Genomic DNA, 17,650 nt, shown 5'->3' with positions numbered 1-17,650 from the left:
CCTCGCACTTCCGTGGCCGGACCTCGTATGGTCTTCTCCGTGCTGGAAGAGATGCGGATACGGTCACTCGGGGTCATCGACGACGCCGTCGTCGAGCTGTCGCCCGGGTTCACCGCGGTCACCGGTGAGACGGGTGCGGGCAAGACCATGGTGGTCACCAGCCTGGGGCTGTTGCTGGGCGGGCGGGCTGATCCGGCGCTCGTGCGGATCGGGGCGGGGAAGGCCGTCGTGGAGGGACGGATCGCCGTGCCCCCGGCCTCCTCGGCCGTCGTACGGGCCGAGGAGGCCGGGGCCGAGCTGGACGACGGGGCGCTGCTGATCAGCCGTACCGTCTCCGCCGAGGGGCGCTCCCGGGCGCACCTCGGCGGGCGGAGCGTGCCGGTGGGGCTGCTCGCCGAGCTCGCCGACGACCTGGTGGCCGTGCACGGGCAGACCGACCAGCAGGGGCTGCTGAAGCTGACCCGGCAGCGGCAGGCGCTCGACCGGTATGCGGGCGACGCCGTCGCCGTGCCGCTGGCCAAGTACGGCGAGGCCTACCGGCGGCTGCGGGCCGTCGCCGCCGAGCTGGAGGAGATCGTCACGCGCGCGCGTGAACGGGCCCAGGAAGCCGACATACTGCGGTACGGGCTCGACGAGGTCGCGGGCGTGGAGCCACGGGCCGGCGAGGACGTGGAGCTCGCGGAGGAGGCGGAGCGCCTGGGGCACGCGGAGGCGCTGGCGTCCGCCGCCACGGCCGCGCACGCCGCTCTCGCGGGCAATCCCGAGGACCCCGAGGGTATCGACGCGGCCACGCTCGTGGCGGGCGCGCACCGGGCCCTGGAGGCCGTGCGGTCGCACGATCCGGCGCTGGCCGCCCTCGCCGACCGGATCGGTGAGATCGGGATCCTGCTCGGCGATGTGGCGGGCGAGCTCGCCGGGTACGCCGACGACCTGGACGCCGATCCGCTGCGGCTGGCCGCCGTGGAGGAGCGCAGGGCTGCGCTGACCGCTCTCACGCGGAAGTACGGGGACGACATCGACGCCGTCCTGGCGTGGGCCGAGCAGAGCGCCGTGCGGCTGACCGAACTGGACGGCGACGACGAGCGGCTCGGTGAGCTGACTGCCGAACGGGACGCGCTGCGTGCCGAACTGGGCGGGCTGGCGCAGGCCTTGACGGACGCGCGGACGGAGGCCGCCGAGCGGTTCGCCGCCGCCGTGACCGCCGAGCTGGCCTCGCTCGCCATGCCGCACGCGCGCGTGTCCTTCGACATCCGGCAGACCGAGGACCCGGAGGGCGTCGAGGTCGGCGGGCGCACGGTCGCCTACGGGCCGTCGGGCGTGGACGAGGTGGAGCTGCTGCTCGCCCCGCACCCGGGTGCCCCGCCGCGGCCCATCGCCAAGGGCGCGTCCGGCGGTGAGCTGTCGCGCGTGATGCTCGCCGTGGAGGTCGTGTTCGCGGGTACGGACCCGGTGCCGACGTATCTCTTCGACGAGGTCGACGCCGGTGTCGGCGGCAAGGCGGCCGTCGAGATCGGGCGGCGGCTCGCGCGGCTCGCGAAGACCGCGCAGGTCGTGGTCGTCACCCACCTTCCGCAGGTCGCGGCCTTCGCCGACCGGCAGCTGCTGGTCGAGAAGACCAACGACGGGTCCGTCACCCGGTCCGGTGTGAAGGTGCTCGAGGGCGAGGAGCGGGTCCGCGAGCTGTCCCGGATGCTGGCCGGTCAGGAGGACTCGGAGACGGCCCGCGCCCACGCGGAGGAACTGCTGGCGACGGCCCGGGCGGACCTGTAGCGAGTAGGGCTCGCAGGCGGTGGTGGCGGCTCGTTTTTCCGGGCTCACCGCCGCGCTCACCCGCACCGGGACCGCCGCCCCGCGCGCCGAGGCGCCCGGCGGGCGGGAGCGCTGGGAGCGGAAGAACTACGCCGGGCGGACCGCCGGGCTGTATGCGGGGGCGGTGAGCGCCGACGTGGCGGCCGTGACCGTGCACGGCGATCGTGTGACGGCTTGGCGCGCTTCCGGTGAAGCTCGGGCGGGTGGGCGGTTGTTCACTCGTGTGGGTGACGCTCGTCGCCGTACGGGCCGTCCCCGGCGGGATCGGGGCTCCCCGGGGTGCCCGGAACACCCGTGCGTGCTGGCATCCTTGGCAGGGAACCCGGTAGGCGTAGGAGGCGCGCGGTACACCCCTCCGCCCGATACCTTCTGTAGGTCCCTTCGTGACCGCCCGACGCCGAACCAGGAGCCCCGGCCACGTGAGCCCCGCGAGCAGTACCTCACCGCACGGTCAGTCGCCGCTGCGCACCGTGCAGGTCCTGGGCGGAGGCAATGCCGGCAGCAGCGCGCACGTGCGCTCCCTGGCCGCCGGACTGGTCGCGCGGGGCGTGCGGGTCACCGTGTGCGCCCCCGTCGAGGCCGATCACGCCTACGACTTCACCGGCGTCGGCGCCGACCACGTGCACGTGCCCCGCAGCAGCGACCCGGTGTCCGTGGCGGCGCTGCGGGCGGCCTGCTCGCACGCGGACCTGGTACACGCGCACGGGCTGCACGCCTCCTTCCGGGCCGTGCTGGCGCTCAGCGGCCGGCGTACCCCGCTCGTCGTCACCTGGCACAACCGGGCCGAGGCCGAGGGCGCGCGGGCGCATCTGCTGCGGGTGCTGGAGCGGCGGGTGGTGAAAACGGCCGCCGTGGTGCTCGGCACGACCTCCGACCTCGTGGACCGGGCGCGCCGCACCGGAGCCCGCGACGCCCGGCTCGCCCCCTTCGCCCTGCCCGGGGCGCGCCCACCCGTGGACCAGGACGACCCCGACCGGCTCCGGCCCAAGGCCCGGGCCGAACTCGGCGCCACCGGCCGCCCGTTGCTCATGGCGGTCGGCTCTCTCGACCGGCAGCGGGGTTACGACGTCCTGCTGGACGCGGCCCGTCTGTGGCGCCGCCGGGACCCCGTGCCGCTGCTCGTCATCGCGGGGGAGGGGCCGTTGCGCCCGGAGCTCCAGCGGCGGATCGAGGACGAGGAGCTGCCGGCCCGGCTCATCGGACGCCGGGACGACATCGGTGAACTGCTCGCCGCCGCCGACATCGCACTGCTGTGCAGCAGCTGGGAGTCCCGCTCCGTCCTCGCCCAGGAGGCCCTGCACGCCCGCGTGCCGCTCGTCGCGACCGCCGTCGGCGGTATCCCCGACCTCGTGGGCGACGCCGCCGAACTCGTCCCGTACGGGGACGCGGAGGCGCTCGCGGGCGCCGTCGACGGGCTGCTCGACGATCCCGGGCGGTGCGAGGAGCTCAAGGACAGGGGCGTACGGCAGGCGGCCACCTGGCCCACCGAGGACCAGACGGTCGCCCAGGTCCTCAGCGTGTACGACGAGTTGACCCAGCCCCAGCCGCTGCCCTGAACCCCGCCCGAGGGCCGGGCCGCCCGCCCCGCCCGTCGCGCCGGCCCGCAGGCCGGGCGGCGTCGATGGGGCACCGCCCGTTTCCTGCGACCTGATCCGCCGGACAGGCCTACGGCACGTGCCGGCGGGCCCGTAGCGCCAGGCTCAACGCCAGCACCGTCTGCGGGTCGTCGAGGTCGGTGCCCAGCAACTCGCCGATGCGGGCGAGGCGGTTGTAGAGCGTCTGACGGTTGAGGTGCAGCTCGCGGGCGGTTTCGGCCTTGCGGCCCGCATGGGCCAGGTACGTCTCCAGTGTGGGCAGCAGCGGCGGCTTGGAGCGGTGGTCGTGGTCGCGCAGCGGGCCGATGGCCCGGTCCACGAAGGCCGCCAGGTCCGGGTGGTCGCGCAGCCGCCACAGCAGCAGGTCGATGTCCAGGCGCCGGGCGTCGTACCAGGGCCGGTCGCTCAGGCCCTGCGCCGCCGTTGCCGTCTCCGCCGCGTGTCTGAGCCCGGCCGACGCCGCCGCCCAGCCACCGGCCACCCCGACGACCACCACGGGCGGCTGAGCCCCGGGCCGCTGCATCCCCGCCCGTTCCACCCCGGCCCGCAGCGCCGCCGCGACGCGGTCCGCGACCGCCGACCGCTCCGCCTCCGAGCGCAGCCCCACCAGCAGCGGGACCCGGCCCTCGACCGGCCGCACGCCGAGCAGCACCGGCACCCCGACCGAGGCCAGTTCCTCGGCGACCGCGCGGGCCAGGACCGCCCAGCCCCCGCCCGGGGAGAGCGCGTCGCCGAGCCGCATCACGACCGGCAGCAGCGGACTGCCGCCCGGCTTGAAGCCCAGCACCCGGGCCTGCGCCGGGGCGTCCTCCGCCGCGATCCGGCCCTCGGCGAGATCGGTGAGGAAGTCGCCGCGCCCCCGCGCCGCCAGCTCCTCCTCCTGCCGGGCCTGCATCAGCACCACGGCGAGGATGCCCGCGGCCCGCTCGGCGGCGATGCGGTGCACCGGGGCGAGCGGCCCCAGAACGGGCAGCAGCACCAGCCGGGCCCGCACCGAACCCGTGCCCGGGCCGCCCCCGGGCACGTCAACGAGCACCGAACCGGCCGGTGGCGGGGCGTCCTTGTGCGGGCCGCGCAGCCCCTCCCAGACCTGAAGGGGATCCGCGCCCTCGGGCCCGGCCCCGGCGGCGTACAGCAACTGGCCGTCCGTGGTCTCCAGGAAGACCGGGTTGCCGCTGAAGCCGGCCAGGATGCCGAGCACCTGCGGCACCCCGCCGCCGCCGAGGAGGGCCTCGGTACAGCGCCGGTGCACCTCCTCCGCCCGCTGGAGCAGCGCGTAGTGGCCGTTGACGATCTCGGTGTGGATCTCCTCGGTGACCGTGACGAAGGGCACCTCGCGGTGCAGCTGGACCAGCGGCAGCCCGGCGCCGCGGGCGGTGTCCACCAGGGCGGCGGGCAGCCGCGCGAAACGCGGCCCCAGCTCCACGACCAGGGCGGCGATGCCCCGCTCGGCGAGGGTGCGCACGAACGCCCGCTGCTCGGCCGGGCGGGTGCCGAGGCCGTAGCCGGTGGTGAGCAGCAGTTCGCCGCCCTTCAGCAGCGAGGCGATGTTGGGCACCTCGCCCGCGTGCACCCAGCGGACGGTGCGCCCCAGCCGGTCGGCGCCCGCCAGGATCTCCGGCAGACCGCTGCGCAGCCCGGGCAGCTCCAGGGCTCGCTGAACGGTGATCCCGGCGCCCTGGGTGGCGAATCCGCCGGTGTCCGCACTGCTGTTCATGCAGCGGACGCTACCTGCGAAAACCCCTGGAAGACAGCTTCGTCCCCCGCTCCGGAGCCGACGGCCTACAGCGGCTTGATGTTGTGGTTGAAGCGGAACACGTTGTCGGGGTCGTAGGTCCGCTTCACCTTCTCCAGCCGCAGCAGGTTTCCGGCGCCCAGGCCCGCTCCGACCCGCTCGGGACCCTCGTCGCCGACCAGGCTGAGGCAGACGGCACCGGCGCTCCAGGGCCGGACGTCGGCGCGGGCGTCCCGTACCCAGGCGAGGGCCCGCTCGTCGTCAGCCGGGTCGGCCCAGCGGGCGAGGGGGTGCGCCACCCAGGGCGCGCTCCGGTACGGGACCGGATACCGGGCGGGTCCGGCGGCGGCCGCACCGCCGAGCGGGAAGAGCATGTGCCGGGACCCGCTCGGCACGGGCAGGGCCTCCGCGCGGGCGCAGAAGCCGTCCACCAGGTCGTCGGGCAGACCGGTCAGGCACTCCGCCGACCAGTGGGCGCGCAGCCCGGGACCGAGGTCCAGCAGGCGCAGCGCCCCGGCGCCCGGCAGCTCCGCCTCGTGCGGCAGCGCGAGCAGCGGCTGGGCGAGCTTGCGCAGGCCCGCCTCACCACCCGCGTAGGTCAGCAGCGCGCCGTACACGGGTCTGCCCGCGGCCGGGTACAGCACGGCGCCGCCCACCTGGTCGGGGCCGCCGGCGATGATCCCGCGGAAGGCGCGCACCACCTCCCGCCCGTGCTCGGGGAGGTACAGAAGCACCGTGACGGAGAACTCCGGCAGCTCGTGCAGCTCCAGGGTGAGCGCGGTGGCGATGCCGAAGTTGCCGCCGCCCCCGTGCAGCGCCCAGAACAGCTCCGGGTTCTCGTCGGGGTTGGCGTGGGCCCGTTCGGCGTCGGCGGTGACCAGCTCGACGCCGATCAGGTCGTCGACGGCGAGGCCGAAGGCGCGGTCCAGCAGGCCGGTGCCGCCGCCCAGGACGAAGCCGCAGACACCGATGGCGGAGGCCCGGCCGCCGGTGGTGGCGAGGCCGTACGGCCGGGTGGCCCGGTCGAGCCGGTCCATCGTGGCGCCGCCTTCGACCCGTACCGCCTCCGCCGCCGGATCGACGGTCACCGCGTGCATCCGGCGCAGGTCCACCAGAAGCGTCCCGTGGTCCGGCGGCGGACCCGCGACACCGTGTCCGCCGCCGCGCACGGCGATGTGCAGGTCCAGATCCCGGGCGAAGCGCACCGCCCGTACGACGTCCGCCTCGTGCGCGCACCGGGCGATCACCGCGGGCCGCCGGTCGACCCTCGCGTCGAAGAACGCGCGGGCCTCGTCGTAGCCCGGGTCCCCCGGCGCGAACACATCGCCGGCCAGATCCTCACGCAGCGCGCCGAGCGCCGCGCCCGCCTTGGAGTGGGAAGCCATGGCGGCCCCTTCCGAAAGGGTGCCGCTTCCCAGCCTAGACGGGCGCGCCGTGCAAACGCGTCAGCCGCCGTACGCGCCCGAAGCCGTCAGCCGCAGAGCCGTGTCGATCAGCGGAACATGGCTGAAGGCCTGCGGGAAGTTGCCGACCTGGCGCTTGCGGCGCGGGTCCCACTCCTCGGCGAGCAGCCCGAGGTCGTTGCGCAGGGACAGCAGCTTCTCGAACAGCTTGCGGGCCTCGTCCACGCGGCCGATCATCGCCAGGTCGTCCGCCATCCAGAACGAGCAGGCCAGGAAGGCGCCCTCGTCGCCGGGGAGACCGTCGACGCCCTCGTGCTCGCCCTCCGTCGGGTAGCGCAGGATGAAGCCGTCCGACGTGGACAGCTCGCGCTGGATCGCCTCGATGGTGCCGATGACCCGCTTGTCGTCGGGCGGCAGGAAGCCCATCTGCGGGATCAGCAGCAGCGAGGCGTCCAGTTCCCTCGAGCCGTAGGACTGCGTGAACGTGTTGCGTTCCTTGTCGTAGCCCTTCTCGCACACGTCCCGGTGGATGTCGTCGCGCAGCTCGCGCCACCGCTCCAGCGGGCCGTCGGCGTCGCCGGACTCGATCAGCTTGATCGTGCGGTCCACCGCGACCCAGGCCATGACCTTGGAGTGCACGAAGTGGCGGCGCGGGCCGCGCACCTCCCAGATGCCCTCGTCCGGCTCGTCCCAGTGGTCCTCCAGGTAGCGGATCAGCTTCAGCTGGAGCAGGGAGGCGTAGTCGTGGCGGGCCAGGCCGGTCATGTGGGCCAGGTGCAGGGCCTCGGTGACCTCGCCGTACACGTCCAGCTGGAGCTGGTGCGCGGCGCCGTTGCCGACCCGGACCGGGGCGGAGCTCTCGTAGCCGGGCAGCCAGTCCAGCTCGGCCTCGCCCAGCTCGCGCTCACCTGCGAGGCCGTACATGATCTGGAGGTTCTCGGGGTCGCCGGCGACGGCCCGGAGCAGCCACTCGCGCCAGGCGCGGGCCTCCTCGCGGTAGCCGGTGCGCAGCAGGGAGGACAGGGTGATCGCCGCGTCGCGCAGCCAGGTGTAGCGGTAGTCCCAGTTGCGGACGCCGCCGATGTCCTCCGGCAGGGAGGTCGTGGGGGCGGCGACGATGCCGCCGGTCGGGGCGTACGTCAGGGCCTTCAGCGTGATCAGCGAGCGGATCACCGCCTCGCGGTACGGCCCGTGGTACGTGCAGTGCTCGACCCACTCGCGCCAGAAGTCCTCCGTCGCCACCAGCGACTGTTCCGGCTCCGGCAGCGCGGGCGGCTGCTTGTGCGAGGGCTCCCACGAGATCGTGAACGCGATCCGGTCACCCGGGGCGACGGTGAAGTCCGCGTAGGTCGTCAGCGACTTTCCGTACGTCTCGGCCTCCGTGTCGAACCACACGGAGTCCGGTCCGGCGACGGCGACCGTACGGCCCTCGTGCTTGTGCACCCACGGCACCACCCGGCCGTAGGAGAACCGCATCCGCAGGGCCGAGCGCATCGGCACCCGGCCGGAGACGCCCTCGACGATCCGGATCAGCTGGGGCGCCCCGTCACGCGGGGGCATGAAATCGGTCACGCGGACCGTGCCGCGCGGGGTGTCCCACTCCGATTCCAGGATCAGCGAGTCGCCCCGGTAGGTGCGCCGGGCGGCCGTGGGGGGCTCGGCGTCGGCCGCGTGGGCCGGACCGAGCCGCCAGAAGCCGTGCTCCTCGGTGCCCAGCAGACCGGCGAAGATGGCATGAGAGTCGAAGCGGGGCAGGCACAGCCAGTCCACTGTCCCGTCCCGGCAGACCAGGGCAGCGGTCTGCATGTCTCCGATGAGTGCGTAGTCTTCGATGCGCCCGGCCACGTGCATCTCCAGTCGAACGGCCACGTCGCCCCCCGGCAGATAGGGGGCTGTCGCTAGTGCGGTCAAGGGGTCGTTGTTGTGCGTCGTTGAGCGGTGAAGCAAAGCAGCCCGCCGAGCCCTGAGGCAATACGACAGTCTTTGCTCAACGAACTGACGAGCTCTCGTTGTTCCGGTGCTTGCGGGCGGGGGTGGTGCCGTGTTCTCCGGACGGGCTCGGCAGCGAGTGTCCGAGCAGGATACGACGCACGTAGATGATCCGCGTCCCGCTCCGGGCAACCCGTGTGGGCCGAACGAGTGAGCCTCGGGTGAGAAACCCGTGCTCGTGGCACGTCCGTGGCGGCCCGTGCGCGGAGCGTGGCCGGAAGCCATCTCTCCGAGGCGCTGATACCCTGGTAGCCCGTGGACCGGTGGGCACGAAACCCCCGAACCGCAGCGACGGCGCCTCCGCGAGAAATCCCTGATTCTCCGGGCCGGCAGCCGGACAGCACCCCAGACCGCGACCACGGGAGCCCCTCTTGGCCATGCCGCCCGCTGCTTTCCGAACCAGCACAGCCACGACGACCAAGCACATCTTCGTCACCGGGGGTGTCGCCTCCTCTCTCGGCAAGGGCCTCACGGCCTCCAGCCTCGGCATGCTGCTCAAGGCCCGGGGTCTGCGCGTCGTGATGCAGAAGCTCGACCCGTACCTGAATGTCGACCCGGGCACCATGAACCCGTTCCAGCACGGTGAGGTGTTCGTCACCAACGACGGCGCCGAGACCGACCTGGACATCGGACACTACGAGCGCTTCCTTGACCGAGACTTGGACGGCTCCGCCAACGTCACTACAGGCCAGGTGTACTCGACCGTCATCGCCAAGGAGCGGCGGGGCGAGTACCTGGGTGACACGGTGCAGGTCATCCCGCACATCACCAACGAGATCAAGCACCGTATCCGGCGCATGGCGACGGACGAGGTGGACGTGGTGATCACCGAGGTCGGCGGCACGGTCGGCGACATCGAGTCGCTGCCGTTCCTGGAGACCGTCCGCCAGGTCCGCCACGAGGTAGGCCGGGACAACGTCTTCGTGGTGCACATCTCGCTGCTGCCCTACATCGGTCCCTCGGGCGAGCTGAAGACCAAGCCGACCCAGCACAGCGTGGCCGCGCTGCGGAACATCGGTATCCAGCCGGACGCGATCGTGCTGCGGTGCGACCGCGAGGTCCCCACCGCGATCAAGCGCAAGATCTCCCTGATGTGCGACGTCGACGAGGCAGCCGTGGTCGCCTGCCCGGACGCCCGTTCGATCTACGACATCCCCAAGACGGTGCACGGCGAGGGCCTGGACGCGTACGTCGTCCGCAAGCTCGACCTGCCCTTCCGCGACGTGGACTGGCGGACCTGGGACGACCTGCTCGACCGCGTCCACAACCCCGACCACGAGATCACCCTCGCCCTGGTCGGCAAGTACATCGACCTGCCCGACGCCTACCTCTCGGTGACCGAGGCGCTGCGCGCCGGCGGCTTCGCCAACCGGGCCCGCGTCAAGATCAAGTGGGTCACCTCGGACGACTGCAAGACCCCGGCCGGTGCCAAGGCGCAGCTCGCCGACGTCGACGGCATCTGCATTCCCGGCGGCTTCGGCGACCGCGGTGTGCTCGGCAAGGTCGGCGCCATCCGCTACGCCCGCGAGAACAAGATCCCGCTGCTCGGCCTCTGCCTCGGCCTCCAGTGCATCGTGATCGAGGCCGCGCGCAACCTGGCCGACATCTCCGACGCCAACTCCACCGAGTTCGATCCGGCCACCGCCCACCCGGTCATCTCCACCATGGCCGAGCAGCTCGACATCGTCGCCGGTGAGGGCGACATGGGCGGCACCATGCGCCTGGGCATGTACCCGGCGAAGCTGGCGGAGGACTCCATCGTCCGCGAGGTGTACGACGGCAAGGAGTACGTCGAGGAGCGGCACCGGCACCGCTACGAGGTGAACAACGCCTACCGCGCCGAGCTGGAGAAGAAGGCCGGCATCCTCTTCTCGGGCACCTCGCCGGACGGCAAGCTCGTCGAGTACGTCGAGTACCCGCGCGACGTCCACCCCTACCTGGTCGCCACGCAGGCGCACCCCGAGCTGCGCTCGCGGCCGACTCGTCCGCACCCGCTGTTCGCCGGCTTGGTGAAGGCCGCCGTCGAGCGGAAGATCTCGAAGTAACACAAGAGTTGTACGGTGGCCGGGGCGCTCGCATTCAGAACGATCGCGCCCCGGCCGCTCGTGCACGTGTGGAAGGACAGGGCATGACGATCAAGGACACCCCGGAGGAGTGGGAGATCCGGGCGACGGAGACCCCCTTCGTGGGCAACAAGACCTCCGTCCGCACGGACGACGTGGTCATGCCCGACGGCTCGGTGGTCCGTCGCGACTACCAGGTCCACCCTGGTTCCGTGGCCGTCCTCGCCCTGGACGACGAGGACCGTGTCCTGCTCATCAAGCAGTACCGCCACCCCGTGCGGCACAAGCTCTGGGAGATCCCGGCGGGCCTGCTCGACGTGCCGGGCGAGAACCCGCTGCACGCGGCCCAGCGCGAGCTGTACGAGGAGGCGCACGTCAAGGCCGAGAACTGGCGGGTGCTGACCGACGTGTACACCACCGCCGGCGGCTGCGACGAGTCCGTGCGGATCTTCCTCGCCCGCGGCCTGTCGGAGGCCGAGGGCGAGCGCTTCGAAGTCGAGGACGAGGAGTCCGACATGGAGCACGCGCGCGTGCCCGTCGACGAGCTCGTCCGCGGGGTGTTCGCCGGCGATCTGCACAACAACTGCCTCGTCGTCGGCGTCCTGTCGCTGGTCGCCGCCCGCACCGGCGACGGGCTCGACGCGTTGCGCCCGGCGGAGGCGCCGTGGCCGGCGCGCCCGTTCGAGTCCTGAACCCGGCCGCTGCGCCTAACGGCCGAACCGGTGTGACGATCGCCTGATCCGATCGGGGGATGTATCCGCCGCGCTCCTCCCGGACCGTTGCAGAGCGTGAACTAGGCTCTGCAAACGCCCGGACCGGAGTCCCGGCGGGCGCCGGTGTGCGGTTGGTTGGACGGGAGTGTGGCCCGTGGCGGAACAGGCGGTGGACACAGGCGGTGCGCGGCTGTCCGGCAAGTCGGCCGCGCCGAGCCATTTCCTGGGCCGTACACGGGAGTTGAAGGAGCTGTGCGCCGACATCGAGCGCGCGGGCCTGGACACCCTCTCCGGCCGCAAGGCCCCCCGCGCGCGTGTGCTCCTCATCGCCGGCCGCCCCGGCTCCGGTCGCACGGCGCTCGCCGAGGAACTCGTACGACGGGTTGCCGAGCGTTACGAGGACGGTGTGCAGCGGGTCCGCCTCAGTGACCCCGACGGCACCCCCGTCCCCGTCGAGCGCACCGCCCGCGAACTGCTCACCGCCCTGGGCCTGCCCACCCCGCCCGGAGCCGCCGAGGACGATCTGACCGAGGCACTGCGGACGGCCCTGGCCGAGCGCCGGGCGCTGCTCCTGCTGGACGACGCGGCGAGCGCCGAGCAGGTCGACGCGCTGCTGCCGGACGCCCCGGACTGCCTGGTCGTCGCCGTGTCCGGCGGCCCGCTCACCGGGATCGCGGACGTCCGCCCGTGCACCCTGGGCGGCCTCGACACCAAGTCGGCGCTGGAGCTGCTGACCCGCTTCACCGGCTCGGTCCGCATCACCGTCGACCCGCGGGCCGCCGAGAACCTGGTCGAGGTGTGCCAGGCCCAGCCCGCCGCGCTCACCCTGGCGGGGGGCTGGCTGGCCGCCCGCCCCAAGATGGCCGTGTCCGACCTGGCCAAGCGCCTGCACGCCGAGACCGACGAGGGCACTCCGCTGTCCCGTGTCTTCCGGTACGTCTACGACCAGCTGCCGGGTCCGGCCGCCCGGATACTGCGGCTGCTCTCCCTGGCCCCGGCCGGCCTGGTCGACCCGCACACCGCCTCCGCGCTGGCCGGCACCTCGGTCAGCGCTGCCCGCGCCGCCCTGGACGACTTCGTCGCCCTCAACCTGCTGCGGGCGGTGGCCTCCCCGCTGCCTCAGTACGAGGTGCCCGGCTGCCTCCAGCCCCTGCTGCACGCGCTCGCCGAGAGCCAGGACCGCCCCGGCGAACTCCAGCTGGCCCGCGCGCGCATGCTGGAGCGGACCGTGCGGCTGCTCCAGTCCTGCCGGGCGATCACCGAGACGGACCACCCCGAGCTGCGCGAGAAGCTCCAGGGCATGCCGACCGAGCTGCGCTTTCCGACGCCGAGGGCGGCCGAGGACTGGCTGCGCATCCGCCGGCCCGCCCTGCTGGCCGCGGCCCGGCTCGCGGTCGCCGACGGGGAGCTGGACACGCTGGCCCGCCGGCTGATGTCCCAGCTGGTCAGGGCCATGGCGGCACACTTCGGCACCGAGGCGGCCGCGCCCGACCTGTACGGCGTGCACCGCCTCGTCCTGGACGTGGCCGAGCGCCGGAACCTGCCCCGGGAGAGGGCCGCCGCTCTGCTGAACCTCGCCGACCTGGACGCCCGGACCGGGCGCACACGGGACGCGCTGGCCCGCTACCGGGCCGCGCTGGACGCCGGGCGCCAGGCGAACGACCCGTACGCGACCGGCCGCGCGATGGAATCCGTAGGGGGCGCCCACCAGGAGCTGGCGGACTACGACCGGGCCGCCGACTGGTTCGGGCGGGCGCTCGCCCAGCGCCTGGCCCGGGGGGAGCGCGCGGACGCCGCCCGGCTGTACGGCCGTATCGCGGGCGCCCACACCTTCGCCGGCCGCTATGGGGAGGCGCTCAGGAACTGGCGGGCGGCCGGCGCCGTGTACCGCAAGGACGGTGACATCGCCGCCTACGCAAGGGCGTTGAGCGAAGTGGCCCGGGTCCAGGAGTACGCCGGCCGGCCCACGGAGTCGCTGCGCACCTGCCAGGAGGCGGTGGAGTGGGCGCGTCGTGCCGAGGACCCCCGCCTCCAGGCCGCGATCCAGCTTCGCCTCGCCGACACCCTGGAGCGCCTCGGCGACTCTGCCGCCGCCCGACTGCACCGCTCGGCGGCCGAGCGCATGCTGGGGGAGGGGCTCCCGGAGGGCCCCGACGGTGAGAAAGAGCCGGAACACGGCGCTAACGCCTGCGAAATCCGCAGTGCATCCGGCGAAGATTGATGCAATGAAAGGCTAGACAGCCGGAACACCTTCATTAAACTGGCTCTGCCGCACGTTCTCCGGCGGTGTCTCCCGGTGTGCCCCGGCATGCCTGGGTATGTCTAGTAGTGCCCCACACCCTCTGAGCCAAGGACCGTGATCGACGTGAAGGTCGGCATCCCCCGCGAGGTCAAGAACAACGAGTTCCGGGTGGCCATCACCCCCGCCGGCGTGCACGAGCTGGTGCGCCACGGCCACCAGGTCGTCGTCGAGCGGAACGCCGGTGTCGGCTCCTCGATCCCGGACGAGGAGTACGTGGCGGCCGGCGCGCAGATCCTGGAGACCGCCGACGAGGTCTGGGCCTCCGCCGACCTGCTGCTGAAGGTCAAGGAGCCCATCGCCGAGGAGTACCACCGCCTCCGCAAGGACCAGATCCTCTTCACCTACCTGCACCTGGCCGCTTCGAAGGAGTGCACGGACGCCCTCCTGGAGTCCGGCACCACGGCGATCGCCTACGAGACGGTCGAGCTCGCGAACCGTGCCCTGCCGCTGCTCGCCCCGATGTCCGAGGTCGCGGGCCGCCTCGCCCCGCAGGTCGGCGCCTACCACCTGATGGCCGCGGCCGGTGGCCGCGGTGTGCTGCCCGGCGGTGTCCCGGGTGTGCCGGCCGGCAAGGCCGTCATCATCGGCGGCGGTGTCTCCGGCTGGAACGCCGCGCAGATCGCCATCGGCCTGGGCTTCCACGTGACCCTGCTCGACCGGGACCTCAACAAGCTCAAGGAAGCCGACAAGATCTTCGGTACGAAGATCCAGACCGTCGTCTCCAACGCCTTCGAGCTGGAGAAGGCCTGCCTCGACGCCGACCTCGTCGTCGGTGCCGTGCTCATCCCGGGCGCCAAGGCTCCGAAGCTGGTCACCAACGAGCTCGTGTCCCGGATGAAGGCGGGAAGTGTCCTTGTCGACATCGCGATCGACCAGGGCGGCTGCTTCGAGGACTCCCACCCGACCACGCACGCCGAGCCGACCTTCCGGGTCCACAACTCGGTCTTCTACTGCGTCGCCAACATGCCGGGCGCGGTGCCCAACACCTCCACCTACGCGCTGACCAACGCCACGCTCCCGTACATCGTGGAACTGGCCGACAAGGGCTGGGTGGAGGCGCTGCGCCGCGACGCCGCGCTGGCCAAGGGCCTCAACACGCATGACGGCAAGGTCGTTTACAAGGAGGTCGCCGAGGCGCACGGCCTGGAGCACGTGGAGCTCGAGACCCTGCTCGGCTGATCCCCGGTCACCAAGTCGCCAAGACACATAAGGCGATACGTCAACACCGGTTGTCAATGCAGCGCATCCGGCCGGACCTTGCCCGACAAGGTCCGGCCGGATGTGTGTATGGTCACTTTGCGACTTGCGGTCAACTCGCCTCGAACGTAACCCTTCGACCGATTCGCACACCGGTGAAACCTGCTGTGCGACGGCCGTACGCCCTTGACAGCGTGATGTTTCATTGCCGACACATCCTGCCGGGTCCGGCGGATTGTGTTGCTGCGGACCGCCGACACGCCATAGAGTCGCCAACCGTCGGCATGGTGCCACGCTGACCTGTCTAGAAGTTTCCTGGTCACCAAGGAGGTAAGACGACTTGTGAATGAGTCGACATTTTCTCCCGGGGGTGGTCGACCAGGAATGCCTGCGCGGGGCCAGGGCTCCACGGGGCTCGAGGCTGTCGGCTCCGTCGCTGTCCGAACCTTCGCAGCCCAACAGAGCCAGAGCAGCCCCCACATGGCTCTGTCAGCACTCCAGAGCATGGATGGCCATCACGTGAACGCCATGGCCGGCGACGGAAGTGGCGCGCCCCACAACCACTTCGCCGACTACGACGAACTGCCCGAAGGGCACTTCTACGACCCCGACGCCGAGTACGAGCCCGATCCCGAGTACGCGGCCACGCTCGCGCCCGACGCGGCCCGCCAGCGCCGTGAGCGCGTCGGCCCGACCGGACGCCCGCTGCCGTACTTCCCGATCCCGGGCCCGCTGACCGACCACGGCCCCGCGAAGATCATCGCGATGTGCAACCAGAAGGGCGGCGTCGGCAAGACGACGTCGACCATCAACCTGGGTGCCGCGCTCGCGGAGTACGGCCGGCGTGTGCTGCTCGTGGACTTCGACCCGCAGGGCGCGCTGTCGGTCGGTCTCGGCGTCAACCCGATGGAGCTCGACCTCACCGTCTACAACCTGCTCATGGAGCGGGGCATGTCCGCGGACGAGGTGCTCCTGAAGACGGCGGTCCCCAACATGGACCTGCTGCCCAGCAACATCGACCTGTCCGCCGCCGAGGTCCAGCTGGTCTCCGAGGTCGCTCGCGAGTCGACGCTCCAGCGGGCGCTGAAGCCGCTGCTGCCCGACTACGACTACATCGTGATCGACTGCCAGCCCTCGCTCGGCCTGCTCACGGTGAACGCGCTGACGGCCGCCCACAAGGTGATCGTCCCGCTGGAGTGCGAGTTCTTCGCGCTGCGCGGTGTCGCGTTGCTCACCGAGACCATCGAGAAGGTCCAGGAGCGGCTCAACCCGGATCTGGAGCTCGACGGCATCCTCGCCACCATGTACGACTCCCGCACCGTGCACAGCCGCGAGGTGCTGGCACGCGTGGTCGAGGCCTTCGACGACCACGTCTACCACACGGTCATCGGCCGCACGGTCCGCTTCCCGGAGACCACGGTCGCCGGCGAGCCGATCACCACGTACGCCTCCAACTCCGTCGGTGCCGCCGCCTACCGCCAGCTCGCCAGGGAGGTGCTCGCCCGGTGTCACGCCGAGTGAGTCTGCCCGGGGCCGACGAACTGTTCCGTACGACAGGGGGGATGGCGCTCCAGGCGTCCACTCCCCGGCGCCAGGCGGGCGGCGAGGCCCGGGTGCCGGCTCCCGCCGGGGAGAGCGACCCGGCGGCCGCCGCGGCGGAGGACGCGCCGCAGGCCGTCCCCGTGCAGAGCGGTGACGGCGACGGCGCGGAGCACGTGGCGGCGGTCGACACGGAGTCGGCCGAGGCCGGCGAGTCCCGGGACCGGGAGCGCTCCGCGCGGGCCCGGACGGCGGCGCAGGAAGGTTCTGCCGCCGCCGCGCAGCCGCGCAAGCGGGGCCGGGCCGCCGCGCGCCGGCCCAGCGGGCGCGAGCGGCACGACGAGAAGATCACGGTGTACGTCTCCGCCGAGGAACTGATGGACCTCGAGCACGCCCGCCTCGTCCTGCGCGGCGAACACGGCCTGGCAGTCGACCGCGGCCGCATCGTCCGCGAGGCGGTCGCCGTGGTACTGGCCGACCTCGAGTCCCGCGGCGAGGCGAGCATCCTGGTGCGGCGGTTGCGGGGCCGGTAGGGCCTTGCGGGGTGGCTGTCCTTGGGGGTGGCCGGTCCGGGTGTCCGGTTGGCCTGGGTGATTCGACGCGCGGGTATCTGAGCGGTTGCAGGTCGCGGGGCGGCTGCCTGGGAGGCGGCTGGTCCGGGGCCCGCGGTGACGCGCAGACCCTGGTGCGGCGGTTGCGGGGCCGGTAAGGCCTTGCGGGGTGGCTGGTCCGGGGTGTCCGGGTGATCTGGGTGATTCGACGCGCGGGTGCCTGGGTGGTTGCAGGACGCGAGGGCGGCTGTCCGGGGCTGGGAAGCGGCGGTCCGGTATGGCGGCTGTGGCAGGCGGTAGTCGGCTCTGTGAGCGGGAAGCGATAGCCTGCGACGGCCATGACCTCGAACGATGTTCCCGACTCCGGCGCACGCGCCGGTCGGAGGCGTGCGCTCGGGCGGGGGCCGGGCGCTCCGCGGGTCGAACCGGTCGCGGCGCCGCCCCAGGTGGAGCCGGAGGCCGAGGCGCACCCCGAGCATGCGGCGGACGCGGAGCCGGAGGCTGTCGCCGGAGAAGCGGAGGCGGCTTTCGTACGCGAGCCCCGTCCCGATGACGTGGCCGGCCGGGAGCCGGAGCGCGGGCCGGGGAGCCGGACCGGACCGACGGCCGAGCCGCCTCATCCGGACCTGGCGTCCACACCCCCCGCGCCGGAACCCGTGCCTGCGTCCGCTGTCGAACCGGTGCCGGTGCACGGGCGGTCGGGGGAGATCGGTGCCGGAGGCGAGCGGGGGGCCGTGCCGGCGTCCGGGGTCGA

General features: G+C 72.7%; 11 protein-coding genes and 1 pseudogene. 9 read left to right on the top strand and 3 right to left on the bottom strand.

The window, feature by feature from the left end; translation table 11 throughout:
* Window positions 1-27: 27 nt before the first annotated feature.
* Together recN and ACWGJM_RS04905 are read left to right on the top strand one after the other, a co-directional pair.
* The gene (gene recN, locus ACWGJM_RS04910) at window positions 28-1,770 is read left to right on the top strand and encodes a DNA repair protein RecN (RefSeq protein ID WP_453410262.1); all 1,743 of its coding nucleotides are present in this window, start codon (window positions 28-30) and stop codon (window positions 1,768-1,770) included.
* Window positions 1,771-2,228: 458 nt separating this feature from the next.
* The gene (locus ACWGJM_RS04905) at window positions 2,229-3,365 is read left to right on the top strand and encodes a glycosyltransferase family 4 protein (protein ID WP_453410239.1); all 1,137 of its coding nucleotides are present in this window, start codon (window positions 2,229-2,231) and stop codon (window positions 3,363-3,365) included.
* A 109-nt stretch (window positions 3,366-3,474) separates the two neighbouring features.
* On the opposite strand, the gene ACWGJM_RS04900 is transcribed toward ACWGJM_RS04905, so the two are convergent.
* The 3 genes from ACWGJM_RS04900 to ACWGJM_RS04890 form a co-directional block, all read right to left on the bottom strand.
* Window positions 3,475-5,121, bottom strand: a complete 1,647-nt coding sequence (locus ACWGJM_RS04900; RefSeq protein WP_453410238.1) for a PucR family transcriptional regulator — start codon at window positions 5,119-5,121, stop codon at window positions 3,475-3,477.
* 65 nt (window positions 5,122-5,186) lie between these two features.
* A complete protein-coding gene (locus tag ACWGJM_RS04895) occupies window positions 5,187-6,524 on the bottom strand; it encodes an FAD-binding oxidoreductase (RefSeq protein ID WP_453410237.1) in 1,338 nt (445 codons plus the stop codon).
* Window positions 6,525-6,584: 60 nt separating this feature from the next.
* Window positions 6,585-8,387, bottom strand: coding sequence for a glycoside hydrolase family 15 protein (locus ACWGJM_RS04890; RefSeq protein ID WP_453410261.1), 1,803 nt, complete (start codon window positions 8,385-8,387; stop codon window positions 6,585-6,587).
* A 521-nt stretch (window positions 8,388-8,908) separates the two neighbouring features.
* Between ACWGJM_RS04890 and ACWGJM_RS04885 the strand changes: the two genes are divergently transcribed.
* From ACWGJM_RS04885 to ACWGJM_RS04855, 7 genes and pseudogenes are all read left to right on the top strand, one after another.
* A complete protein-coding gene (locus ACWGJM_RS04885) occupies window positions 8,909-10,576 on the top strand; it encodes a CTP synthase (protein ID WP_390737083.1) in 1,668 nt (555 codons plus the stop codon).
* A gap of 83 nt (window positions 10,577-10,659) precedes the next feature.
* On the top strand, window positions 10,660-11,286 hold the full coding sequence (locus ACWGJM_RS04880) for an NUDIX domain-containing protein (protein ID WP_453410236.1): 627 nt from the start codon (window positions 10,660-10,662) through the stop codon (window positions 11,284-11,286).
* Between the two features lie 175 nt (window positions 11,287-11,461).
* Window positions 11,462-13,528, top strand: coding sequence for a tetratricopeptide repeat protein (locus ACWGJM_RS04875; protein WP_453410235.1), 2,067 nt, complete (start codon window positions 11,462-11,464; stop codon window positions 13,526-13,528).
* 135 nt (window positions 13,529-13,663) lie between these two features.
* Complete coding sequence (ald, locus tag ACWGJM_RS04870; RefSeq protein ID WP_453410234.1) at window positions 13,664-14,788, top strand: alanine dehydrogenase; 1,125 nt, start codon at window positions 13,664-13,666, stop codon at window positions 14,786-14,788.
* Window positions 14,789-15,190: 402 nt separating this feature from the next.
* Window positions 15,191-16,327, top strand: coding sequence for a ParA family protein (locus ACWGJM_RS04865; protein ID WP_453410233.1), 1,137 nt, complete (start codon window positions 15,191-15,193; stop codon window positions 16,325-16,327).
* The gene (locus ACWGJM_RS04860; protein WP_453410232.1) at window positions 16,312-16,878 is read left to right on the top strand and encodes a hypothetical protein; all 567 of its coding nucleotides are present in this window, start codon (window positions 16,312-16,314) and stop codon (window positions 16,876-16,878) included. Before ACWGJM_RS04865 ends, ACWGJM_RS04860 begins: the two co-directional genes overlap by 16 nt.
* A 356-nt stretch (window positions 16,879-17,234) precedes the next feature.
* Window positions 17,235-17,650 (top strand): annotated as a pseudogene (locus tag ACWGJM_RS04855) (hypothetical protein); the annotation flags it as partial.

The sequence above is a fragment of the Streptomyces sp. NPDC054834 genome, from assembly GCF_053611185.1.
Note: the sequence above shows the minus strand (reverse complement) of the source record. Positions and strands in the feature narration are given on the sequence as shown.

Bases quoted from the DNA above. Each gene is read 5' to 3' on its own strand.
- recN (WP_453410262.1), top strand. From the start codon at position 28: ATGGTCTTCTCCGTGCTGGAAGAGATGCGGATACGGTCACTCGGGGTC.
- ACWGJM_RS04900 (WP_453410238.1), bottom strand. From the start codon at position 5,121: ATGAACAGCAGTGCGGACACCGGCGGATTCGCCACCCAGGGCGCCGGG.
- ACWGJM_RS04895 (WP_453410237.1), bottom strand. From the start codon at position 6,524: ATGGCTTCCCACTCCAAGGCGGGCGCGGCGCTCGGCGCGCTGCGTGAG.
- ACWGJM_RS04885 (WP_390737083.1), top strand. From the start codon at position 8,909: ATGCCGCCCGCTGCTTTCCGAACCAGCACAGCCACGACGACCAAGCAC.
- ACWGJM_RS04880 (WP_453410236.1), top strand. From the start codon at position 10,660: ATGACGATCAAGGACACCCCGGAGGAGTGGGAGATCCGGGCGACGGAG.
- ACWGJM_RS04865 (WP_453410233.1), top strand. From the start codon at position 15,191: ATGCCTGCGCGGGGCCAGGGCTCCACGGGGCTCGAGGCTGTCGGCTCC.